23 protein-coding genes and 1 riboswitch are annotated in these 20,902 nt (G+C 45.6%); of the genes, 21 read left to right on the forward strand and 2 right to left on the reverse strand.

Features of this window, described 5'->3' with window-relative positions:
* Positions 1 to 290: 290 nt before the first annotated feature.
* Complete coding sequence (locus tag BLV50_RS31140) at positions 291 to 728, forward strand: hypothetical protein (RefSeq protein WP_079697642.1); 438 nt, start codon at positions 291 to 293, stop codon at positions 726 to 728.
* A gap of 650 nt (positions 729 to 1,378) precedes the next feature.
* Here the strand turns inward: BLV50_RS31140 and BLV50_RS31145 are convergent.
* Positions 1,379 to 1,903: a hypothetical protein gene (locus BLV50_RS31145; protein ID WP_063568461.1), complete on the reverse strand. Its 525-nt coding sequence runs from the start codon at positions 1,901 to 1,903 to the stop codon at positions 1,379 to 1,381.
* A gap of 594 nt (positions 1,904 to 2,497) precedes the next feature.
* Between BLV50_RS31145 and BLV50_RS31150 the strand changes: the two genes are divergently transcribed.
* The 12 genes from BLV50_RS31150 to rsmI all read left to right on the forward strand — a co-directional run bounded on the left by BLV50_RS31150 (position 2,498) and on the right by rsmI (position 12,184).
* Entirely contained in the window at positions 2,498 to 2,683 is a 186-nt protein-coding gene (locus tag BLV50_RS31150; RefSeq protein ID WP_024633689.1) for a sigma factor G inhibitor Gin, read from the forward strand.
* Between the two features lie 340 nt (positions 2,684 to 3,023).
* Positions 3,024 to 4,853, forward strand: coding sequence for an aminotransferase class I/II-fold pyridoxal phosphate-dependent enzyme (locus BLV50_RS31155; protein ID WP_090811946.1), 1,830 nt, complete (start codon positions 3,024 to 3,026; stop codon positions 4,851 to 4,853).
* A gap of 221 nt (positions 4,854 to 5,074) precedes the next feature.
* Positions 5,075 to 5,503 (forward strand): CidA/LrgA family protein, encoded by a 429-nt coding sequence (locus BLV50_RS31160; RefSeq protein WP_090811948.1) that lies wholly within the window; start codon positions 5,075 to 5,077, stop codon positions 5,501 to 5,503.
* Entirely contained in the window at positions 5,473 to 6,165 is a 693-nt protein-coding gene (locus BLV50_RS31165) for an LrgB family protein (protein WP_063567536.1), read from the forward strand. Before BLV50_RS31160 ends, BLV50_RS31165 begins: the two co-directional genes overlap by 31 nt.
* 229 nt (positions 6,166 to 6,394) lie before the next feature.
* Positions 6,395 to 7,042, forward strand: coding sequence for a dTMP kinase (tmk, locus tag BLV50_RS31170; protein WP_063567538.1), 648 nt, complete (start codon positions 6,395 to 6,397; stop codon positions 7,040 to 7,042).
* 62 nt (positions 7,043 to 7,104) lie between these two features.
* Positions 7,105 to 7,434, forward strand: a complete 330-nt coding sequence (locus BLV50_RS31175) for a cyclic-di-AMP receptor (protein WP_017691391.1) — start codon at positions 7,105 to 7,107, stop codon at positions 7,432 to 7,434.
* Positions 7,435 to 7,697: 263 nt separating this feature from the next.
* Positions 7,698 to 8,141 (forward strand): YaaR family protein, encoded by a 444-nt coding sequence (locus BLV50_RS31180; protein WP_024633694.1) that lies wholly within the window; start codon positions 7,698 to 7,700, stop codon positions 8,139 to 8,141.
* Between the two features lie 9 nt (positions 8,142 to 8,150).
* Positions 8,151 to 9,122, forward strand: coding sequence for a DNA polymerase III subunit delta' (gene holB, locus BLV50_RS31185; protein WP_090811950.1), 972 nt, complete (start codon positions 8,151 to 8,153; stop codon positions 9,120 to 9,122).
* Positions 9,123 to 9,239: 117 nt separating this feature from the next.
* Entirely contained in the window at positions 9,240 to 10,040 is an 801-nt protein-coding gene (locus BLV50_RS31190) for a PSP1 domain-containing protein (protein WP_024633696.1), read from the forward strand.
* A gap of 28 nt (positions 10,041 to 10,068) precedes the next feature.
* Positions 10,069 to 10,437, forward strand: coding sequence for a DNA replication initiation control protein YabA (yabA, locus tag BLV50_RS31195; protein WP_024633697.1), 369 nt, complete (start codon positions 10,069 to 10,071; stop codon positions 10,435 to 10,437).
* Positions 10,438 to 10,522: 85 nt separating this feature from the next.
* Positions 10,523 to 11,302 carry a tRNA1(Val) (adenine(37)-N6)-methyltransferase gene (locus BLV50_RS31200; RefSeq protein WP_090811952.1) on the forward strand — a complete coding sequence of 260 codons (780 nt, stop codon included), beginning with the start codon at positions 10,523 to 10,525 and terminating at the stop codon, positions 11,300 to 11,302.
* On the forward strand, positions 11,303 to 12,184 hold the full coding sequence (rsmI, locus tag BLV50_RS31205; protein ID WP_090811954.1) for a 16S rRNA (cytidine(1402)-2'-O)-methyltransferase: 882 nt from the start codon (positions 11,303 to 11,305) through the stop codon (positions 12,182 to 12,184). It abuts the gene before it with no gap.
* 291 nt (positions 12,185 to 12,475) lie between these two features.
* Here rsmI and BLV50_RS31210 read toward each other — a convergent pair whose 3' ends face one another.
* Complete coding sequence (locus BLV50_RS31210) at positions 12,476 to 12,730, reverse strand: AbrB/MazE/SpoVT family DNA-binding domain-containing protein (RefSeq protein WP_024633700.1); 255 nt, start codon at positions 12,728 to 12,730, stop codon at positions 12,476 to 12,478.
* A 318-nt stretch (positions 12,731 to 13,048) separates the two neighbouring features.
* On the opposite strand from BLV50_RS31210, the gene BLV50_RS31215 reads away from it, so the two are divergent.
* The 8 genes from BLV50_RS31215 (at position 13,049) to BLV50_RS31250 (ending at position 20,773) form a co-directional block, all read left to right on the forward strand.
* A complete protein-coding gene (locus BLV50_RS31215; RefSeq protein WP_072735822.1) occupies positions 13,049 to 14,329 on the forward strand; it encodes an HD domain-containing protein in 1,281 nt (426 codons plus the stop codon).
* 327 nt (positions 14,330 to 14,656) lie between these two features.
* Complete coding sequence (locus tag BLV50_RS31220) at positions 14,657 to 15,427, forward strand: TatD family hydrolase (protein ID WP_177031308.1); 771 nt, start codon at positions 14,657 to 14,659, stop codon at positions 15,425 to 15,427.
* 241 nt (positions 15,428 to 15,668) lie between these two features.
* Positions 15,669 to 15,922: riboswitch (cyclic di-AMP (ydaO/yuaA leader) on the forward strand.
* Positions 15,923 to 16,195: 273 nt separating this feature from the next.
* Positions 16,196 to 17,380: a 3D domain-containing protein gene (locus tag BLV50_RS31225; protein ID WP_063567543.1), complete on the forward strand. Its 1,185-nt coding sequence runs from the start codon at positions 16,196 to 16,198 to the stop codon at positions 17,378 to 17,380.
* Between the two features lie 155 nt (positions 17,381 to 17,535).
* Positions 17,536 to 18,081, forward strand: coding sequence for a ribonuclease M5 (gene rnmV / locus BLV50_RS31230; protein WP_090811956.1), 546 nt, complete (start codon positions 17,536 to 17,538; stop codon positions 18,079 to 18,081).
* A 4-nt stretch (positions 18,082 to 18,085) separates the two neighbouring features.
* Positions 18,086 to 18,988, forward strand: a complete 903-nt coding sequence (rsmA, locus tag BLV50_RS31235; protein WP_063567544.1) for a 16S rRNA (adenine(1518)-N(6)/adenine(1519)-N(6))-dimethyltransferase RsmA — start codon at positions 18,086 to 18,088, stop codon at positions 18,986 to 18,988.
* 59 nt (positions 18,989 to 19,047) lie between these two features.
* Positions 19,048 to 19,944: a sporulation peptidase YabG gene (yabG, locus tag BLV50_RS31240; RefSeq protein ID WP_063567545.1), complete on the forward strand. Its 897-nt coding sequence runs from the start codon at positions 19,048 to 19,050 to the stop codon at positions 19,942 to 19,944.
* 153 nt (positions 19,945 to 20,097) lie between these two features.
* On the forward strand, positions 20,098 to 20,373 hold the full coding sequence (veg, locus tag BLV50_RS31245) for a biofilm formation stimulator Veg (protein WP_053778931.1): 276 nt from the start codon (positions 20,098 to 20,100) through the stop codon (positions 20,371 to 20,373).
* A 223-nt stretch (positions 20,374 to 20,596) separates the two neighbouring features.
* Positions 20,597 to 20,773: a small, acid-soluble spore protein, alpha/beta type gene (locus BLV50_RS31250; RefSeq protein ID WP_053778930.1), complete on the forward strand. Its 177-nt coding sequence runs from the start codon at positions 20,597 to 20,599 to the stop codon at positions 20,771 to 20,773.
* Positions 20,774 to 20,902: the final 129 nt, after the last annotated feature.

Genomic DNA, 20,902 nt, shown 5'->3' on the forward strand with positions numbered 1-20,902 from the left:
AAGAACCACTGCCGATGTTATTCGGTGGTGGTTTTTATTTGTTTATAAGCAAAAATGCAGGAATAGCTAGTGGTGGATGGATTTAATTCTTGCTTTGGAAGCTGATATAAATAGAGGGTGGATTGACTTTCAAAAGAGGGTAAATGAATGACTTAAAAAAGTCTTGAAATGAAGGTAACATTTTTGTTACGGAAAACGCATTCGAAACCAGTATAATAGGACTATGTTAAATATGCTAAAAGTACCTGACCACAGAGCTGGAATGTGCAGCTGTGAAAAGGAGGGTGTGTGTGATAAGTTGGCGAAGACTAGTTCTTCATTCGTTTCTCTTGCTCGGCCTGATAGGCGTGCTTGTAGGATGCGGTGAAGCAGGATCTGCATGGACTTCTTATGAAGGAGCGGTAAACGAGAAGGGTTTCCCGGTTCCTAAAGTGGCGAATAAATCTGACCAGTCTGAAAACAATTCGGATATGGATTATGTTCGATATACGCTATCTGGTATTAGTGAGAGCACTAGTATTCCTGAGGTGTATCTAGACGAGATTAAGAGCTGGGGATGGACAGAAAAGCAAGCCAAGAGTACTTCCAATGACTCAAGTTCCCTACGTGTATTTGCTAAAGAAGGGCATACTGTACATCTAGCTGTACATGATGGTTTCTTCACGGTGATGGTTCCGAAAAGTGAAGCTGCCCAGACGACAGTAAAATCACTTGATGATGATGACTGAATGAGTTGTGTTTTGATGTAATGGTTCGACAATTAACGGTGTAATGGTCCGTATGATAGTAAAGCTCCCGATCTCTGATCGGGGGCTTTTTGTATTTATTTTTGTCTGTCATGAATCATATTAGATGAGCAATGGATCGTTCGGAGGTTTTCTTTTGGCGGTGACTTAACCAGGAGCTGTAGAGAGGCAGGCCTACAGCACTCACACAGTAGACATGAGGCATAGATAGCAAAGATAGTAGGTGCCTGTAGAGGCTGGTATCAGTCGTCTATAGAGCAAGTAAACATAGAAGAGGGGGAAGATATCGAAAGGAGGTCGAATATGAGCCTACTACGTACTCAATATCAGAAAAGGTATTCAACAAGCTAGGACGTGGCAGAACGGAAATGGATGTAATGCGTTGGGGATAACCGTTTTAACTATACCCATGCTGTGGATAAGGGAAAAAGAGAGGTGAAATAAATAAAGGTTATCCACTGTGGATAACCTTTAAGGTTTGGAAGCATGACGCAGTAATCAAGAAAGAGTGTCATAGGAGTGGTTGCGTCAGTTTGAATAGAAGGTATGGATGAGCTTTAGCGTTTTATGTATTACTGGTTTCAACTATACATTGCGTTAGGCAAGGTTATAGGTAAAGGATAGAAGAACAATTATTGCAGGTAGTAGGAGACATCTTGTTCATTTAATTTGATAAGCCCGTCCTTACGTTCGCGTGAAAGAACAAGTACAACATATAGACGTGGTACAAGAAGCCACAGATGCCAGAAAATCAACGATAGGGTGAAGGACAAGGGTGACCATATTAAACAGACGGTAATGATACATAGCCCAATCCAGCTCATATTGAGGTGGACCCGGACGAACATGCGGTAGCTGAAATGTTGGTCTGGAATATAGCCGAACCAAGGCATTTTGAGGTTCCAGCGCCAACGACGTGCATAGGAGGTACGGACCAGCAGTAATATGGTTCTGGCAATGACATAATGAATCCATAGTGTGATCGGTCCTGCCAGGATAAAGTAGAAGAGGCCGGTCCAGGAGAATGCTAACAGATTAAACAAAAGCATAATGACAGGCAAAGACAGATAGCTAAAGATTACGCTGCGGGCAATGGCCTTTTTTTTCAGAAGCCGGTATTGATAAAAGGTTGCTTTATTCTCCGGTTCGGCGATCATACGATTACAAATCCTCCTTCTGGGATCACGTTCATTTGTAATAGGTATTCGTTTTCATAAATAAGGAAATGGATGACGCAGAGTTACATATATGAACCTTGTATGGACTCCAGATTGATGTACAAGATATGGAAGTAGATTAATCATATACAAGTATACCTTTGAACGACCTGGCTGTCAGGTTCTGATGGTGATGTATTATATATCGGCTGAAAATCCAAGTTTTTTTAAGATTATAGTATATAAGTTTTTCAAAGCTGTAGGAGGAGTAGGTAATCACATGAGAAATACAATGAAGTGCGGGGATGTTTCTTGTAATGACTGTCCATTCATGCTTTTCATATAATAGAAGAAATTGCAGGTCTGCGAGGTTTTAGCTACGTTATAAGGTAAGGAGAATGGGCAACAAATGTAGGCTGTCTGGCTGAAGTACAGAACGAATGGCATTTTTCTTTTGTTTGTTTTCGGTACAGACACCCATAGAGGGGTAGGCGAATATATATATTTTATAGAAAGAAAGCACTATGAAAAGGTTTAAAATAATAGAAACTGTGCAATACTGATAGTAATACGTTAAACAAGGTGGGATGGTTGATGGAAGGACACGCCGAACACACATGCATTATCTGCGAACAGACCAAAAGAGAAGGCATTTTTATTGTATCTGAATTTATATGTGACGCTTGCGAAGCAGAAATGGTTCATACGGATGCACAGGATGCCAAGTACAATTATTTTATCCATCAGATGAAGCAGATTTGGGTGCAAAAGAACGCATAAAGAGCGTTAAATCATATTAGTGAAACATCACATTGATTTGTATCAATGTGCATTGAGGCCCTAGGGGCCTTTTTCTGTTTCTATCAGGGAAATAAGAAGGGGAAAATGGACATGGAAAGGACCCATGGGGTAACTGGATATGATGCTGCTGCATCGGTGGAAACGGTGGTTTGCACGGGGGCTGGACAATTCCTGATATAATGAAAGGAGAAGTGCTTTACCTACACGTTTTGAATACAGCAGATCGTAGGATAGAAACATGCTTGGAGAGGTCTGTTGTATAGAGAGAGCATTGGTACGAACAATATCAAAATTTATGAATGTACAGGATGATTATTCAATGGAGCATAAATCAAATACCGCACCTTTATATGAAGCGTTGCTTGCGTATCGTGATTCAGGGCAGCGTTCTTTTCATGTACCTGGGCATAAGAACGGACAAGTCTATCGCGGGTTACTGGAGCAAGCGGACCAGCAGCAGTTAGATGGGAAAGCTAGTGAAATTCACCGTAATGAGGGTGAGGCAAAGGGAAAACAAAGTTTAGGTTGTTCAGTAACAGATGGGGAAGAGTGCTTCAGACAAGCTGAGGAAAAAAGGCATGGCAATGAAATTGACGGGCTGACGGTTCATGCTGAGAATGAAACTGACGCATCTGCAGCAGATGTTGGACCGGTGAGTGCGTTTCTGGAGATGATGCGGATGGATGTAACGGAAATCTCGGGGACGGACGACTTGCATCATCCAGAAGGGGTTATTTTGGAGGCTCAGCAGCTGGCAGCAGATTGTTTTGGAGCAGAGGAGAGCTTCTTCCTTGTTGGGGGTAGTACGTCTGGTAATTTGTCTTTGCTACTGACCGTATGTAATGAACCTAATAGTCTTGTACTGGTACAGCGCAATGTGCACAAGTCAGTCATTCACGGGTTGATGCTGGCAGGCGCAAGGGCTGTATTCCTGGAGCCATGGGTTGATCCGGCGAGTGGACTTGCGGTGATGCCGTCGCTTGAGACGGTGCAGGCCGCTGTCCAGGCATATCCTGAGGCAAAGGGAGTACTTGTGACTTTGCCCAATTATTACGGCATGGGCGCTGATCTGAAGCCCATTGCTGAGGTGTGCCATGAGGCAGGCATGCCGCTGCTCGTGGATGAAGCGCATGGCGCCCATTATGGGCAGCATCCGGAGCTGCCAGCCTCTGCGCTGTCCTGCGGAGCAGATGGTGTGGTGCAGTCGACCCACAAGATGCTGTCTGCTTTCACCATGGGAGCCATGCTGCACGTTCAGGGACCACGGTTAAACCGGTCCCTGCTGCGTCAGCGTCTGGCTATGGTGCAAAGCTCAAGCCCATCGTACCCGGTGATGGCTTCGCTTGATCTGGCGCGCCGCCTGCTGCATACGCAGGGCGCGAATGCCTTCACGGCGGGGCTTGCCGCCGTGGACGCCTTTAAGCGCGGCCTTGCGGAGCTGCCGCGCTTTCAGTTGCTGCAGCCGGGGCAGCTGCTGCAGCAAGAGCCGCCAGCCGGGGCGAAGCCGGCAACTGGCGGTAAGTCCGAGGCCGCCGGTGCACCGGGGCGGCCTGAAGCTCTGCCCGCGGCGGCGTTGCCTTCAGCCGCGGGATACACCGCTCAGGACCCGTTCAAGGCCGTCATTTATGACGGCACAGGGGTGCTGAGCGGTTATGGGCTGCAGCAGCAGCTGGAAGCATACGGCTGTGTGCCCGAAATGAGCGACGAACGATACGTCGTCCTGCTCTTTAGCCTGGGCTCGACGCTGCGCGATGCCGAGCTTTTGTTACAGGCTTTACACCAAATCGGCCTTGAGCAGGAGCAGGGCCAATCTCTTGGTGAGCAATCACAGCGTTTTACAAAAGATTCTGCAAATTATATTTCCACGTGGAACAATTTTCAAGAAGGAACTCCTTTTTCGGAGCCTATCCCGTTTACGTTGCAGCCGATTATGGAAGAGGATACAACAGAAGTATCCATCGAAAACTGTATTGGTCTTCGCTCGGCGGAGATGGTCATTCCGTATCCACCTGGCATACCTCTTGTATACGCTGGTGAGCGAATAAGCGCGGCTATGGCAGCACGAACTAAGCTGCTGAGAGACGAAGGAGCAAGGTTCCACGGTGTATCGGATACTTCACTGCAATCATTGAAAATCATTCGGGAATAATGGAGTTAAAGCATGGGCAAAGAACTTGAGGAGTCAGCCGGCATTAAAACGAGCGTTTTGCTTCATTTGATTCGATTCAACTACGGGTACAATCTATAGACGAATAAGCATTTCGGATATATAACTTTGTTGATTGAAACAGGTTCTTTGGATTTATGCAAAATGCTCAAACAAGTTAAGACATCATTGTTGTCTGGACATAAGAAAGAAGGGAACAAACTTTGGATATTCCGCTAAAAAAATATACGGGAATAGTCCTGCAAGTCATACTGATGTACGGGTTTTATTGGATAGGAAACCTGATTCAGGCTGTACTGCATCTGCCGTTAACAGGAAGTATTGTCGGGATGCTGCTTCTATTCATCGTCATTCAACTGGGATGGATCAGAATAAGTTGGGGCGAAGAAGGATCATCCTGGCTTCAATCGAATTTGCAATTATTGTTTATCCCTCCCACGGTGGGCATTATCAATCATTTTGATTTTTTTAGAGCCAATACGCTGCTGCTTGTTCTGGGGTTAATCGTTAGTACATTAATTACTTGTCTGTTGTCTGCGAAAATCAGTGAATGGCTCATGGCGTGGAGATCGACGCATCAAGGTAAGAAGGAGGCGATCTCATGCTCGCATTCATCCTCGGAATCGGAATGATTGCCTTGACCGTGGCTATATATATTCCTGCGACTCATTTATATAGAAGGTTGAAGTGGCCGATCCTTATGCCCGTCTTGACGGCAACGACTGTAATTGTACTGATTCTGATCATTTCCGGTATTAAGCTCGATACGTACATGCTTGGTGGCAAATGGATACAGGAGTTATTGGGGCCGGCTGTAGTTTCCCTGGCATTCCCTTTGGCGAAACACCTTGATGTACTGAAACGGAATATTATCCCGATATTAGGGGGGACCTTGGGTGGAAGCATCGTTGGTATGTCCACAGGGGCCGCCATATCGCTGCTGCTCGGTTATCCGCAAGATATCGTTATCGCATTATTGCCCAAATCCATTACGACACCCGTTGCCATTCAACTGGCTGATCAGGTGGGAGGAAATTCATCCTTCACTTCGTTATTTGTGATGATAGCCGGATTTTCGGGGATATTATTGGGACCCATGATTTTAAAATGGGCCAGAGTAAACAGCAAAAATGCGTATGGGATCGGACTCGGCTCGGCTTCCCACGCATTGGGTATGGCAAGATCCTTTGAGTATGGAGAAAATGCGGTAGCGCTGAGTTCCGTATCCATGATTGTCAGTGCTATTGCCGGCTCTGTCATGCTCCCTCTATGGGTATGGTTGATTTACGGCTGATCAGGCTATGTGCCTTATCGGAAATATTGGAGAATAGCTGACCGTTAACGCGGGATCATGTATAGTATTATAATAAGAAGCTTGTACCAAACTCGAAACAATCTACGGATTGATCATGAACATACACCTCTGGGCGGGCTCATTCATAGTCTGGAGTATGAGAGGATCGAGATTGTAGTTATCGCAGCACAATTAGGAGCAATTATCGATATAGAAAGCAGGGAAGCATATGCAGGGCAGAGGTAAATTCATTACGTTGGAAGGGGGAGAAGGGTCCGGCAAAACAACGATGATCAGTAAGCTAGGTTCTTACTTTGAAGAACAGGGTATACCATATGTAGTTACTCGGGAACCTGGCGGGATTGAAATTGCGGAGAAAATACGTGCCATCATTCTCAATCCTCTTCATACGGCAATGGATGCAAGAACCGAAGCGCTGCTCTATGCAGCTGCACGCAGCCAGCATCTGGCAGAGAAAGTGGAGCCTGCATTGAAGGCAGGGAAGACCGTTATCTGTGACCGATTTGTCGACAGCAGTCTGGCCTATCAAGGATACGCTCGTGGTCTTGGTGTAGAGAATGTTTGGGCCATCAATCGGTTTGCAATAGGTGAACTGATGCCAGATGTTACGCTCTATCTGGATATCGAGCCTGAAGCAGGGCTCGCCCGCATTGATGCTCACGATGGACGTGAAGTTAACCGCCTGGATCTCGAAAGTCTGGAGTTCCACCGCAAAGTGCGTGAAGGCTATTTTCTACTGAAGGAACAGTTTCCTGACAGGATCAAAGTCATCGATGCTTCTCAAAAGCAAGATGAGGTCTTAGCAGCAATGATTTTGTCGCTTGAGACAGGGATTTTGAAGGATTTTGACGAGTAATTGTCTAATATATAGACAGGGCATTTCACAAGGTGCTTATTATCTGAAGGAGGTTATGCAGGATGAAACTGATTGTTGCGATTATACAGGATAAAGACAGCAACCGATTATCCAGCGCATTGGTCAAAGCAAATTTTCGGGCTACGAAATTGGCCAGTACCGGTGGATTTTTGAAGGCAGGCAACACGACGTTTATGATCGGTGTCGATGATGGTCAGGTCGAATCCGTAATGAACGTCATTCGCAGCAGCTGTAAGGTTCGTGAACAGCTCGTGACTCCAGTCACTCCGATGAGCGGAACAACCGACTCTTACCTGCCGCTACCTGTCGAAGTTCAAGTAGGTGGAGCTACCGTGTTTGTTCTTCCGGTAGATCGATTCGAACACTTTTAATGATGCAATTCCCATAAATCCTATTGAGGGTCCTTCTTGTAATCAAGAATCGCGTTCTCTGTCCGGATAAACTTTTCGATCAGGGAAGATCTTATTTCGGACAGAGGTTGACTAACAACGAATAGATCCATGTGGTGATATTTAACTACTATTATATATAGAGTATGATCTAGCACATATATAAGGTCTCCTCCACGCACAGGCGCAGCGCGCACTGTGCTGATGGGCGATTGGCCTACTTAAGGTAGAAAGCAGGCGTTTCCATGAAAATCAATCCTGGATTCCGACCGATGCAGAGTGGACTCAGTTCTTCCGATTCCGGCTCCAAACCGGTTCAATCCAAAAATTTCTCTGATATGATGAATCACCAGGGTGAACGGGCATCACAGGCTGAACTTACCCGCCGATTAAGTGAGATCCAGATGCAGGGTGACCGTTTGTCTCGTTCCATGACCATTCGTGAATTGAAAGCATACAAGCAGCTTGTAAAAAGATTTCTGGAGGAAACGGTTCGTCGTGGTGTGTCTATGAAAGAGACGCGGGGATGGGATCGTCGGGGAAGAGGGAAGCGTTACAAGTTAATTGATGAGATTGACTCTGCCTTATTATCTATGGCTGATGAGCTTTTGGAAACAGAGGAAGGCAAGATTACGTTGTTACAGCAAGTAGGAGAAATTCGGGGAATGCTTATTAATTTAAGCTTCTGAGGAGGAAGTATGTCCTTTCAACAAATTATGGGTCAGCAGGCAGCCAAGCAAATGTTACAGAGCAGTTTGAGACGTCATGCCATAAGTCATGCCTATTTGTTTAGCGGACCATCCGGCAGTGGACAATTGCAGACGGCGATCACATTTGCCAAAGCAATATTCTGTACAGAGCTTGAAGATGATGCCTGCGGACAGTGTCTTGAATGTCGTAAGGTGGAACATGGAAATCATCCGGATCTAACCATGCTTGCACCGGATGGGAATAACATTAAAATTGATCAAATTCGGGATCTGCAGCGTATCTTTTCGTACCGTTCAGAGGCGGGGCATCCCAAAGTATATATTATTGAACAGGCCGAGAAAATGACTGTTCAAGCGGCCAACAGTTTGCTGAAGTTTCTGGAAGAACCTCAGGTGCCCGCGGTAGGCATTTTGATTACGGATAATGGACAGGCGATGCTGCCCACCATTCGTTCACGCTCTCAATTGGTTCCTTTCGGTGCTCTGAATCCGGAAGAGATGCTGCAATCGCTGATTGCGGAAGGGCACCCTGCCAATCTGGCTCGCTCTGCCGTCCATTTAGCGTCAGGACTGGAAGCATGTAGAGAAATTCTCCAGCAGAATTGGTTTGCAGAAATTAGAAACGTAATGTTACAATTAGGGAAGGAGTCCCTGGGTAGAGGAAGTACATCATTGATCTCTGCACAGCAGAAGCTTTTTAAAACCGGACTCTCAGAACACCTGGATACGATGCTTAGCCTGTTCCATTTATGGTTCAGGGATATGCTGTATGTCCAGTATGGTAGGCATGAACATATCGTTTTTATAGATCAGTTGGACATGCTGTCTCAGTTGGCCCATACCCGCAGCATCGAGCAGTGGGTTTCCTACATGGATATGGCCGCAGCATGCAGAAAAAAATTGCGTTTCAATGTCAATGGCCAGCTTTGTCTGGAGCAATTTTTGATCGGTTTGGCATAAGACTGGGAGAGGACAGATTTTGTTCCAATCATATGCAAACGGTTATAACTTCGGCGGGTTCCCTAAGAAGACAGGGCTTCAGACGAAGTGGGATTGGCTTACGAGGGGGTTAATTTTTTGTATAGTGTAGTGGGTGTCCGTTTCAAAAAAGCGGGCAAAATTTATTACTTCGATCCCCTGGACCTTCCCATTGAAAAAGAAAACTGCGTTATCGTGGAGACAGCGCGGGGGGTAGAGTACGGTAAGGTTGTCGTTGGCAAGAAAGAAGTAGGCGAGTCTGATGTGGTATTGCCGCTCAAAAAGGTCATCCGGGTGGCGGGCGAGACAGATGCCCGTGTCGTAGATGAGAACAAGCGTGCAGCAAAAGAAGCATTCGGTACTTGTTTAAATAAAATCAAAGACCACGGCCTGAAAATGAAGCTGGTCGATGTGGAATTTACGTTTGATCGCAATAAAATTATTTTTTATTTTACAGCTGAAGGAAGAGTAGATTTCCGGGAGCTGGTCAAGGATCTGGCAAGCATTTTCCGGACACGGATCGAACTGAGACAGATAGGTGTACGTGATGAAGCAAAGATGCTTGGAGGGATCGGACCTTGCGGCCGAGTATTATGTTGTTCTTCCTGGCTGGGAGACTTTGAGCCGGTATCAATCAAGATGGCTAAAGATCAGAGCCTGTCACTGAATCCGACGAAAATTTCCGGGTTGTGCGGAAGACTCATGTGTTGTCTGAAATTTGAGCATGATAACTATGAAAGTGTGAGAGAAGAATTGCCGGCTGTAGGCAAGTTGGTCGTCACCTCTTTGGGTGAAGGAAAAGTTGTCGGCATCAATGCCGGTAATCGCACAGTCCATGTTCAACTGTTCGACATCAGTAAAGTCAAAGAACTTCCGCTGGATGACGTCGTTATCAAGTAAACCATAAAGGTTGCTTCGGGGTGGAAACTTGGAAAAGAAAAATCTGTTTACGCACATTCATGAAATGGAAACCCAATTGGGTCAGTTGCACAGTGATTTAGGAGAGTTAAAAATGATTGTTAAAGAGCTGCTTGAAGATAATCAGCGGCTTACCATCGAGAATGAGCAGTTACGCAAACTGCTGAAGCGTGAGGCCCCGGCAGATTTGCCCATCGCATCGGCGCTCGCTCCGGTAGCAAGGCCTGCGGGTCCAGCTACTGGTGAAGATGTTGTAGGTGAAGGATATGATAACCTGGCTCGGTTGTATCACGAAGGATTCCATATCTGCAATGTCTATTATGGACATTTGCGGACGGAAGGCGATTGTCTGTTCTGCCTGTCTTTTTTGAATAAATAAAGTGGCCGTAGGGATCCCCTACGGTTTTTTTTCAAGGTTAAGAACCTTGTCTGAGATATAGAGTACCGGAGGATGAGTGTATCATATGACAGAAATATCAGTAAAATTGCAAGATTCGGAGCGAATCGACGATTTGCTCTCTCATGATTTGAAGATTATTCAAAGTGATGAAGTGTTTAGTTTTTCGATGGATGCCGTATTGTTGGCCCGATTTGCTTCAGTACCGAAACGGGGTCGTGTGCTTGATTTGTGTACAGGCAATGGGGTTGTTCCCATTCTGTTGACCACACGAACGCAGGCGAGTCTGGAAGGCATTGAAATTCAGCCGCGATTGGCAGATATGGCACGTCGCAGCGTTCAACTGAATGCATTGGAAGAATTCATTACGATCCATGAAGGTGATTTGCGTGAACTCGTGAAAGAAACGGGCCATGCTGTATACGATGCTATAACGGTTAACCCTCCGTATATGCCCTTGAATGGAAGTGACCTCAAGATGAACACTCATCAGGCAATGGCACGTCATGAAATCGGGTGCACGCTGGAGGAAGTCATTCAGGCCTGCAATCGACTGGTGCGCAATGGCGGTAAAGTATCCATGGTTCATCGTCCGCAGCGTTTAGGAGAGATCCTCTCTCTGATGCGTGAGTACAAACTTGAACCAAAGCGGATTCGGATGGTACATCCCCGTGCTCATTTGGAAGCCAATATGGTGTTGATTGAAGCGCTTAAGGATGGGAAACCGGAGGTACGCATGCTTCCACCACTGATTGTTTACAATGAAGAAGGGAAATACTGCGAAGAAATCATGGACATATATTACGGTGCACAGCATGCACAACGAACAACGGAAGGAGGGTTATAGATGACATTGCATATTCAGAAGAGCTACGCGGAGCAGTCGAGTGGTGCCGGTAAACTATTTTTGGTAGGAACACCAATCGGTAATCTGGATGATATGACATTTCGAGCAATTAAAACATTGCAGAGCTGCGACATCATTGCAGCGGAGGATACACGACAGACCCGAAAGCTGCTTACCCATTTTGAAATTACACCATCGATGTTGTTCAGTTACCATGAGCATAATAAGGGAGCTAGTGGGCCTGAACTCATACGCTATATAATAGAAGGAAAAAATTTGGCACTCGTCAGTGATGCCGGTCTGCCGGCCATTTCGGACCCTGGTTCCGATCTTGTAAAACTTGCGCTTGAAGCTGGAATTACGGTCATTCCCATCCCTGGAGCCAATGCCGCGTTATCAGCTCTGATCGTATCTGGTTTACCGACGGAGCGTTTCACATTCGGCGGCTTTTTGCCGCGGGAGAAAAAAGACATGCGAAAAGTGATGGAAGCTTTTAATGAGTCCAACGGTACGTTGCTATTTTATGAGTCCCCTCACCGTATTCGCAAAACTTTGGCCTATCTCGAAGAGATTCTGGGTGATCGGTCGATCGTACTGGCACGTGAACTGACGAAACGTCATGAGGAGTTCGCGAGAGGCAGTATCCAAGATTGCATAGAATGGCTTGAGGAACACCCGCCACTTGGGGAATATTGTTTGCTTGTAGAAGGTATCAGGGAAGAAGAGCGTAAGGCGGAGCGGGAAGCCTGGTGGCAACTGCTGTCCTTGGAGGATCATGTGAGCCATTATGAGAATGAAGGACTTAGTCGTAAAGATGCGATGAAGAAAACGGCAACGGATCGAGGTTTGACGAAACGAGATGTATATAACGCTTTAATTTAATAACGAATCAACAAAAATTATGCTGGAATAGGGAACATAAACTTAAAGGGACCTTAGATCCAACCTTAATGGAATATGAAAACGAGCAGAGCGGAGAAAAAATATATTACGAACGTCACCGCTCTTCTTTTTGGAGTTGAACAGACTCGTAGCTAGATTTTTTGGGTAATGAAAACCAATAATAAAGCAAAAAAATACCTTCCAGCGGTGGGGTTCACACCGGGAAGGCGATCAAGGAATATAAAAAGGTTAGAAATAACAATTTAATAAGACCATTATACCTGATATTTCTTATTTTGTCACAGGTGCAGGGATTTCGGAAATACATTCGTTACAAACAATTTTACCTTTGAAATAAGTAACGTTCTCTGCATTGCCACAGAAGATACAAGCTGGTTCGTATTTTTTCAACATGATGCGCTCGCCGTCAACATAGATCTCAAGAGCATCTTTTTCACCAATACCGAGCGTACGGCGCAATTCGATTGGAATAACTACCCGTCCCAGTTCATCCACTTTTCTTACAATACCTGTTGATTTCATCATTATAATCAGTGCTCCTCTCAGCTAACGATCATTGTCATTATTCGACATTATTTTATGTTTTATGATACTCATCATACCAACGATTCCCAAAACAGTCAACCTTAAAATTAGCTTAAAATAAAGGCTGTTTTTGATAAGATTACGAGTGGTAAGGGATTGGAAGCCATTTTTCGTATTTAAACATCAATGTCATCTTTGTCGATTTGGAAAACGACAAAACTACCTTATTCGACAAGATTCGTCAAAGCCTGTCGAATCCTTGGTGGTATTATACTGAAAAGCGACAAATACAAACGATATTTAAAGGAGTGAATAGACATGGAACAGCGTTTAACGGAAGAAAAGGTGTTTAAAGATCCGGTACATAATTATATCCATGTGCAAGATCCAATTATATGGCAGTTGATCAACACGCCCGAGTTTCAACGTTTACGCCGAATCCGTCAATTGGGGACTTCGTTTCTTACTTTCCATGGTGCAGAGCACAGCCGCTTCTCACATTCCTTGGGCGTCTACGAAATTACACGTAAGATTATTTCCCAATTCGAAAGAAGTCACTATTCAGATTGGCCAAAGGAGGAAAAAACAGTAGCCCTTTGTGCAGCATTGCTCCATGATCTTGGACATGGGCCATTCTCTCACTCTATAGAAGAAGCTTTCGATATGAATCATGAGGATTGGACTTGTCGGATCATTACAGGTGATACCGAAGTAGGGGCGATCTTAAGACGGTATGCTCCTGATTTTCCCGAGAAAGTGGCTTCTGTTATTCAAAAAACGTATGAGCAACCTATTGTTGTTAATTTGGTTACCAGTCCGCTAGATGCGGACCGCATGGATTACTTGCTTCGGGATGCCTACTTTACAGGTGTAAACTATGGGACGATTGACCTTGACCGTATCTTGCGTATGCTGCGTCCATATCACGGACGAATTGTGGTCAAGGAGTCGGGCATGCACGCCGTGGAGGATTACTTGATGTCCAGGTACCAGATGTACTGGCAAATTTACTTTCATCCAGTTACCCGAAGTTCGGAAATTATATTGCGGCAAATATTTAAGCGGGCAAAAAGTCTCATACAGCAAGGTTTTCAATTCCGCTTCATGATTGATCCACTACCCCAGTTATTCGCTGGAGATCTATCGGTGGATGAATATTTACAACTGGACGAAGCTTTGATTCAGACGGCATTTATGCAGTGGCGTAAAGAGGACGATGCTGTTCTGAGTGAGTTATGCGAACGATTTATAGATCGCAAATTATATAAGTATGTAGAGATTGAACAGATCGACGTAAACATGATTGAAGAGATTCGGGAAGCCTTCACTGTAGCCGGTCTCAATCCCGAGTATGATCTTGAAATTGATTTTCCAACGGATAATCCGTATGATGTGTTTCGTCCGGATGAATCCACGGACAAGCAGATTCTGCTGCTTGATCGGCAAGACAAGTTACATGAGTTGTCAGAGGTGTCCGACATTGTCCGTTCAATCAGTGGTCTTCATCGTGGAAAGCATCATTTGTATTATCCGCAAAATAAGGTGGATGCGATTGTTCATGAATTACCGTCTCATATACGCCCCTATTTCTCCCATTAAATGATGCGCAATGCTGTTCAAGAATCATGATGCAAAAAAGCTTTCGAAAAGAGCTATTTTTCATGATACAGTAATCTGCTTTAATGGAGAGTACATGTAGATCGACATAATTTTGTAATCAAAGTAATTAGAATACAACCCGATTGCCTAAAAATGAGCACATATAGATATGAAGGAACTTGTTCGTTCTACATGTTGTGCTCAACAAACAATGAAAGAAATATAAAAAAACATGATCCAATTTAGTAATAGTTATGTTCTGGTTAAGACTGCAGGATGGATTAAAAAGAGATAGTCGTTTATTCGACATGAAGGGAGAAATACAGCATGATGTTGTTCGACACACATACACACCTGGATGCACCACAATTCGACGAGGACCGCGAGGAAATGATTCAGCGTGCTGTGGATGCAGGCGTTGGTCGCATGATTAATGTGGGCTTTAACCGGGGGACCATTCCAACCACGATGAAGCTGGCTGAAACCTATGATTTTATATATGCTGCCGTAGGCTGGCACCCAGTGGATGCAATCACAATGCAAGAGGGTGATCTGGAATGGATTGCATCTTTATGCAAGCATGAAAAAGTGGTAGCCATCGGTGAAATTGGTCTAGACTATTACTGGGACACTTCACCGAAAGAGGTTCAACATCGCGTATTACGACAACAGATTGGTCTTGCCCGTGAGTTGAATATGCCGATTGTCATTCACAACCGGGATGCGCATGAGGATATTGTAAAGATTCTGCGTGAAGAGAAAGCTGGAGAAGTAGGCGGTGTCATGCATTCCTTCTCTGGCAGCTGGGAAACGGCGAAAATGTGTCTGGATTTAGGCTTTCATCTTTCCTTCGGAGGGCCAATCACGTTCAAAAATGCAAAGCAGCCCAAAGAGGTACTTGAGAAGGTTCCTATGGACCGATTTTTCATCGAAACGGACGCTCCTTATTTGACACCGCACCCTTATCGTGGAAAACGAAATGAGACAGCGCATGTACGTCTGGTTGCAGAAGCAGCTGCGGAAATTAAAGGCATTTCGGTAGAGGAAATTGCAGCAATAACGACCAAAAATGCCATGGAACGATTTGGGATTCGTTAAAAGATCGAGCAAAACGGGTGAAAAAGTGAGTTAAGCGGAGTTAATTTGCTTTTTGATCCAAATAAATCAAGAATATTACAATATTTTAACCAAATATTTAGAAAAACGTACTTGAACAACGCTTTACAACATGCATAGAAACAGGATATCATCTTTTCAGTGAATTGTTGTGCGGAAAATTGGACAGATGTTCGGGGGATGAACAAAGGGACACTTTCCGATGAAACAACATTACTTTCATGAATCAGTCTCGCTGAGTCTCCGTTAACGGAGAGCGGGGGAACCAATAGGGCTTAAACATCGGTGATTGCAGCCGATGCGCAACATGCGCTGACCCAAAAGCAGCGTATGAATCTGCGAAGCCGTATTTGATTTCTTCTTTGGGTCTCGGGGTGAATTCAAGGGCGTCCGCCATGAGCGGATGACCGGAGATAGGGCGGCTCTCTTTCGCCCGAACCCGACAGCTAACCTCGCAAGCGGAAAAAGAGAGGCAACCTCGTGCATGAATTTCCGATATTCAGAATCATTCGGAAGCCACGAAAGAGTTCCTCTTAAACTCTTTCTTTGGCTTTTTTGTTTTTGAATAAAAGAAATACGGTCATCATACGGTAAGTATTCAGGAGGATGACATCATGTTGCGAAGATTGATTCATGGTGCAGAACCGGATTATGTTGGTCCGATCTGTGTTCTGTAGAAAATTTGGTATAGTCGCGTCAAAGACATCATGCATTACTTTAGACGGCGAGGCTATGAAGGAGGACGGAGAAGTGGGCACATTCCAACCAGAAGAGACCCATGAGTCACGATCATCCAGTAAGTCTTTCGCGTTGCGGTGGAAGCATGAGAACTTGCGTCAAATGGCATTGATCGCGATTTTCTCAATTGCGCTTACAATCATGATCTTGTTAGTCGTTTACGGTCAGGCCGGGAAACAAATTTCACTGGTTATTGATGGCAAAGCTCAAGCGGTAGAGACTCGTACAGGAATGCTTCAGGAAATGCTGGAGGAGCAGTCAATCACAGTCAGCCCTCACGATCAGGTATCCATGCCCTTGAATGGGGCGATCACAGATGGAGACCGCATCGTTATTGAGCGGGCCGTTCCAGTTAATATTACGGCAGACGGGGACACCAAGACTCTGTATACAACCGATTCATCGGTAAAAGATGCGATTAAAAAATCAGGTATTCAAATTGCAAGTGAAGACAAAGTATATCCGGCGCTTGGAACCACTATTGAAGCGGATATGAAAATCCGTGTAGTGCGGGTAACAAAGCGTACGGTGGAAGTGGAACATCCGATTGCTTATAAAGTGATCAAAACGGCTGACCCTAGCTTGTACAAAGGCGACAATCGTGTCGTTGTGAGCGGTAAAGAAGGCACACTTGTACAGCATATTGAAAAAGTGTTTCAGGATGGAGAATTGGTCTCCAAAAAAATGGTGGGTAAATCGGTCGCAACGAATCGCGTCGATAAAGTGATTGCCATTGGTACCAAAGCCAAACCTGTTGTGAAAGAGCCAGTGATTCAGACGGTATCGGCGCAGACTTCCACGACAAAAACAGCAACAACCACGAACTCGAAGAAAACCGCTGCTTCGGGCAGCAAAGTAATTACCGTCTCAGGCAGTTCTTTTAAATATTCAAAAGTCTTGAAAAATGTATCCATGACGGCATACTCTTCTGAAGAGCCTGGTATCGGCACAAAAACAGCTTCAGGTACTCGGGTAACTGAGGGACGTACCATTGCGGTTGATCCCAAAATCATTCCGATTGGCTGGTGGGTGTATATCGAGGGCCTTGGCTTCCGTCGTGCGGAAGACACAGGTGGTGCCATTAAAGGCAACAAAATTGATGTGTATTATGATAGTGTGAAGCATGCCCTGAACTTCGGACGGAAGAAAGGCAAGACGGTATATGTGATTGGTCCGGTGAAGCCGGAAGCGAACTAAAATCGTTTTACTTTGAAATGGGAATGCTATAAAATATAAGCATGAATGATTCATGCGGAATATGCGGCGGAGGGGTCTGAATTCAGTCTCCCCGCCGTTTGGCAGAGAAGAGGGATATTCCTCTTCTTTTTGCGTTAGAAAGGAAGAAATGGAACATGATAAAAGAAGTGATCGTGGTAGAAGGCCGTGACGATACCGTAGCCATTCGACGTTCGGTTCAGGCAGATACGATCGAGACTGGTGGGTCCGCCATCAACCAGCGCATTCTAAAGCGGATCGCACTTGCTCAAGAGAGACGTGGTGTCATCGTACTGACAGACCCGGATCATGCTGGTGAACGTATTCGTAAAATCATCGCCAATAAAGTACCTGGTTGCAAGCATGCTTTCATTCCGGAGGCAGATGCTACGCGCAAAGGCGACATCGGAGTGGAGAACGCTTCACCGGAGGCGATTCGTCATGCATTAGCACGTGTACACACGTCATATGAAGGCGCACCAAGTTTGATCGATTGGGAGGATCTGATTGCGGCGGGACTGATTGTGCACCCACAGGCTGCTGCACGTCGTATGGAGATGGGCAATCTGCTGGGCATAGGTTATTGCAATGGCAAGCAGTTCCACAAGCGGTTGAGTGTATTCCAGATTACCCGGGAAGAGTTCTCCGAAGCATTATCGCAAATTGAACGTGAAGGATTGTGAGCGTATGAAAGGCATGGAAGAAACCGTAGAAATTGCAACACCCAAACGAACCAAAGAAATTATTCAAAGACACGGATTTTCATTCAAGAAGAGCTTAGGTCAGAACTTTCTGATCGATCAAAATATATTGAACAAAATTGTAAATGCAGCTGATTTGGACGAGTCCAAGGGCGCACTTGAGATCGGACCAGGGATCGGCGCACTCACAGAACGTCTGGCTCGGGTAGCCGGTCCTGTAACGGCTGTAGAGATTGATCAGCGATTGATCCCGATTCTGGGTGAAGTGATGCAGCCTTATCCAAACGTTCGTGTGCATCACGGGGATGTGCTGAAGCTGGATCTAGCTGAGTTGTTCCATACCGATTTTGGAACGGTAGATAAAGTGAGTGTTGTAGCCAATCTGCCTTATTATGTAACGACGCCAATCATGATGAAGCTGCTCGAAGAGAAGCTGCCTGTAGACAGCATTGTGGTCATGATCCAGAAGGAAGTGGCTGAACGCATGGCTGCTGCACCAGGATCAAAGGACTATGGCAGTTTGAGCATTGCGGTTCAGTACTACAGTATGCCGGAATTGGTCTGTATTGTTCCGCCCACGGTCTTTATTCCGCAGCCTAATGTGGAATCGGCTGTAATTAAGTTAAAGGTGCGTGAACAACCACCGGTTGAAGTTCCCGACGAGGCACATTACTTCGAAGTCGTACAGGCTTCCTTTGCGCAGCGTAGAAAAACCATCTCCAATAATCTGAAAGCCCGTTTCTTCACGAAGGAGAACAGAGAACAGGCTGATCAGTTGTTGGAGCAGGCCGGTATTCAGCCTTCAAGACGGGGAGAAACATTGAGCCTGCAGGAGTATGCGACACTCAGTACCGTAATGTGGGAAGCTGGGGTACGATCAGCTCTGTAAAATTCGGATGAACCAATCCGGGTTTCTGCCCATACGATGGGGTAGAGGTGATTATGTTGATGAATATCGGAGACTTGGTCGTTCGAAAGTCATACGGTGGAGATGTGACTTTCCGGTTGGAAGGCCTCCAGTCGGACGGTGCCATCATTAAAGGGACCGAGTTCCGGCTGTTAGCCGATTCCCCTGTGGACGATTTGATACAGGTTCCTTATGAACCGCAGAGTGCGAAGACGAGGCAGGCCCATGTGAAGGCACATCAGACGCTCTCACGCCTGCAGCAAAATCGAATGGAACAGGCGGAGCGCAATCGTGAAGGTTTGGTTCAGGAATGGTCTGTTCAACAAGACCCGGCTTATTTCGAGATGCCTGGCAAAGTGCTGCACTTGGATGGCGATCCTAATTATCTAAAAAAAAGCATGAACCTTTATGAGCAGCTTCGTGTTCCCGCAGAGGGTCAATATGTACACGAGTCTGCCATGGCGGACACTTTATATCGTCTGCTGCCCAAAGTGCGTCCGGATATCGTTGTCATTACTGGCCATGACGGGGTACTCAAGACCCGTCAGCCCTATGACTTATATAGTCTGGGAAGCTACAAGAATTCGCAGAACTTTGTATCCGCTATTCAGGTGGCTAGGCAATATGAACGTCATCTCGATGCGCTCACGATTGTAGCTGGCGCGTGTCAGTCCCACTTTGAGGCCTTGCTGCGGGCTGGAGCGAACTTTGCCAGTTCACCAGGACGAATTCTCATCCATGCCCTGGACCCGGTCTATGTGGCAGCTAAGGCAGCCTTCACGTCGGTGCGGGAAACGGTGAACATGAATGATATTTTGCATAACACGATTAGTGGTAGCCAGGGTGTGGGTGGCGTAGAGACACGGGGAAGTTATCGGGTAGGTCTGCCCGGATTGAACGATCTATCCACGTTAAAAGTGAATCCATCAGCCGTCTAATGATGGCAGAAGAAAGTCCCATTTAGGGGCTTTTTTTGTTTGCAAAAAAATTCATTGACAACAACTTTTTGATACTGATATAATAATTAGTTTTGATTTGACAATGACTGTAAAATCCGGTATAATGGACAAGAAAAGAGGTGGTCGTCGACAATGGCTAAAAATACGCTATTGGATATCAAACGCAATCTCGATGCACATATCGGTCAGAAAATTATGCTGCGGGCTAATGGTGGCCGCCGTAAGACCATTGAGCGTACGGGTGTATTGGAAGAAACGTACCCTTCTGTTTTTATTGTTAAGCTTGATGAGGAGCAAGAAACTTTCAAGCGAGTATCCTACAGTTATGCTGATATACTTACGGAATCGGTGGAAGTCATGGTATTTGATCCAGGCAGCCAGACGCATAGCTCCTACATGGAGACGTAAGTATCGATTTACGGCGATTCTGCCCCCTTGGGCAGGTCGCTTTTTTTATTTTTGCAATAATCCCGCTCGATTCATCGGAGAGGCATAGTTGATCAGGAATGAGTCTGGGGAAGAAGCGGCATACTATTTGGACAGGTTCAAGGCATTTTTCTTGGCCTGGGGGCAAATAGTCCCGGATACAAATGGACTTATCATGAATGAACTATTTCGAGGAGGATGACCCATGAGCCGGAGAAGAAGAAGTGTAATGTCGGATGAACTCAAGAATGAACTGGCAAAAGACCTAGGATTCTATGATACCGTCCAGCAGGAAGGTTGGGGCGGGATCAAAGCGAAGGATGCGGGCAATATGGTGAAACGGGCCATTCAACTTGCGGAAGAAGCGGCACGCAAATCGTAATCCGGTTCAATCGGTTTGGAGAGCGGGGCAATCCGGCAGGAATGACCTCGCTTTTTCCCCATGGATGCGGAATAGAAATGACTTGACAGCCCCATTTTGATATAATATGTTAAGTTGTCTTAGGGAAAA

This window comes from Paenibacillus sp. 276b, from assembly GCF_900107875.1.
Lineage (GTDB): Bacteria > Bacillota > Bacilli > Paenibacillales > Paenibacillaceae > Paenibacillus > Paenibacillus marchantiae.

What these genes read in the sequence shown, in the direction of transcription:
- BLV50_RS31145 (WP_063568461.1), bottom strand. Translation starts at nt 1,903, where the DNA reads ATGATCGCCGAACCGGAGAATAAAGCAACCTTTTATCAATACCGGCTT.
- BLV50_RS31150 (WP_024633689.1), top strand. Translation starts at nt 2,498, where the DNA reads ATGGAAGGACACGCCGAACACACATGCATTATCTGCGAACAGACCAAA.
- BLV50_RS31155 (WP_090811946.1), top strand. Translation starts at nt 3,024, where the DNA reads ATGGAGCATAAATCAAATACCGCACCTTTATATGAAGCGTTGCTTGCG.
- BLV50_RS31165 (WP_063567536.1), top strand. Translation starts at nt 5,473, where the DNA reads ATGCTCGCATTCATCCTCGGAATCGGAATGATTGCCTTGACCGTGGCT.
- tmk (WP_063567538.1), top strand. Translation starts at nt 6,395, where the DNA reads ATGCAGGGCAGAGGTAAATTCATTACGTTGGAAGGGGGAGAAGGGTCC.
- BLV50_RS31175 (WP_017691391.1), top strand. Translation starts at nt 7,105, where the DNA reads ATGAAACTGATTGTTGCGATTATACAGGATAAAGACAGCAACCGATTA.
- BLV50_RS31180 (WP_024633694.1), top strand. Translation starts at nt 7,698, where the DNA reads ATGAAAATCAATCCTGGATTCCGACCGATGCAGAGTGGACTCAGTTCT.
- holB (WP_090811950.1), top strand. Translation starts at nt 8,151, where the DNA reads ATGTCCTTTCAACAAATTATGGGTCAGCAGGCAGCCAAGCAAATGTTA.
- BLV50_RS31200 (WP_090811952.1), top strand. Translation starts at nt 10,523, where the DNA reads ATGACAGAAATATCAGTAAAATTGCAAGATTCGGAGCGAATCGACGAT.
- rsmI (WP_090811954.1), top strand. Translation starts at nt 11,303, where the DNA reads ATGACATTGCATATTCAGAAGAGCTACGCGGAGCAGTCGAGTGGTGCC.
- BLV50_RS31210 (WP_024633700.1), bottom strand. Translation starts at nt 12,730, where the DNA reads ATGATGAAATCAACAGGTATTGTAAGAAAAGTGGATGAACTGGGACGG.
- BLV50_RS31215 (WP_072735822.1), top strand. Translation starts at nt 13,049, where the DNA reads ATGGAACAGCGTTTAACGGAAGAAAAGGTGTTTAAAGATCCGGTACAT.
- BLV50_RS31220 (WP_177031308.1), top strand. Translation starts at nt 14,657, where the DNA reads ATGATGTTGTTCGACACACATACACACCTGGATGCACCACAATTCGAC.
- rnmV (WP_090811956.1), top strand. Translation starts at nt 17,536, where the DNA reads ATGATAAAAGAAGTGATCGTGGTAGAAGGCCGTGACGATACCGTAGCC.
- rsmA (WP_063567544.1), top strand. Translation starts at nt 18,086, where the DNA reads ATGAAAGGCATGGAAGAAACCGTAGAAATTGCAACACCCAAACGAACC.
- yabG (WP_063567545.1), top strand. Translation starts at nt 19,048, where the DNA reads ATGAATATCGGAGACTTGGTCGTTCGAAAGTCATACGGTGGAGATGTG.
- veg (WP_053778931.1), top strand. Translation starts at nt 20,098, where the DNA reads ATGGCTAAAAATACGCTATTGGATATCAAACGCAATCTCGATGCACAT.
- BLV50_RS31250 (WP_053778930.1), top strand. Translation starts at nt 20,597, where the DNA reads ATGAGCCGGAGAAGAAGAAGTGTAATGTCGGATGAACTCAAGAATGAA.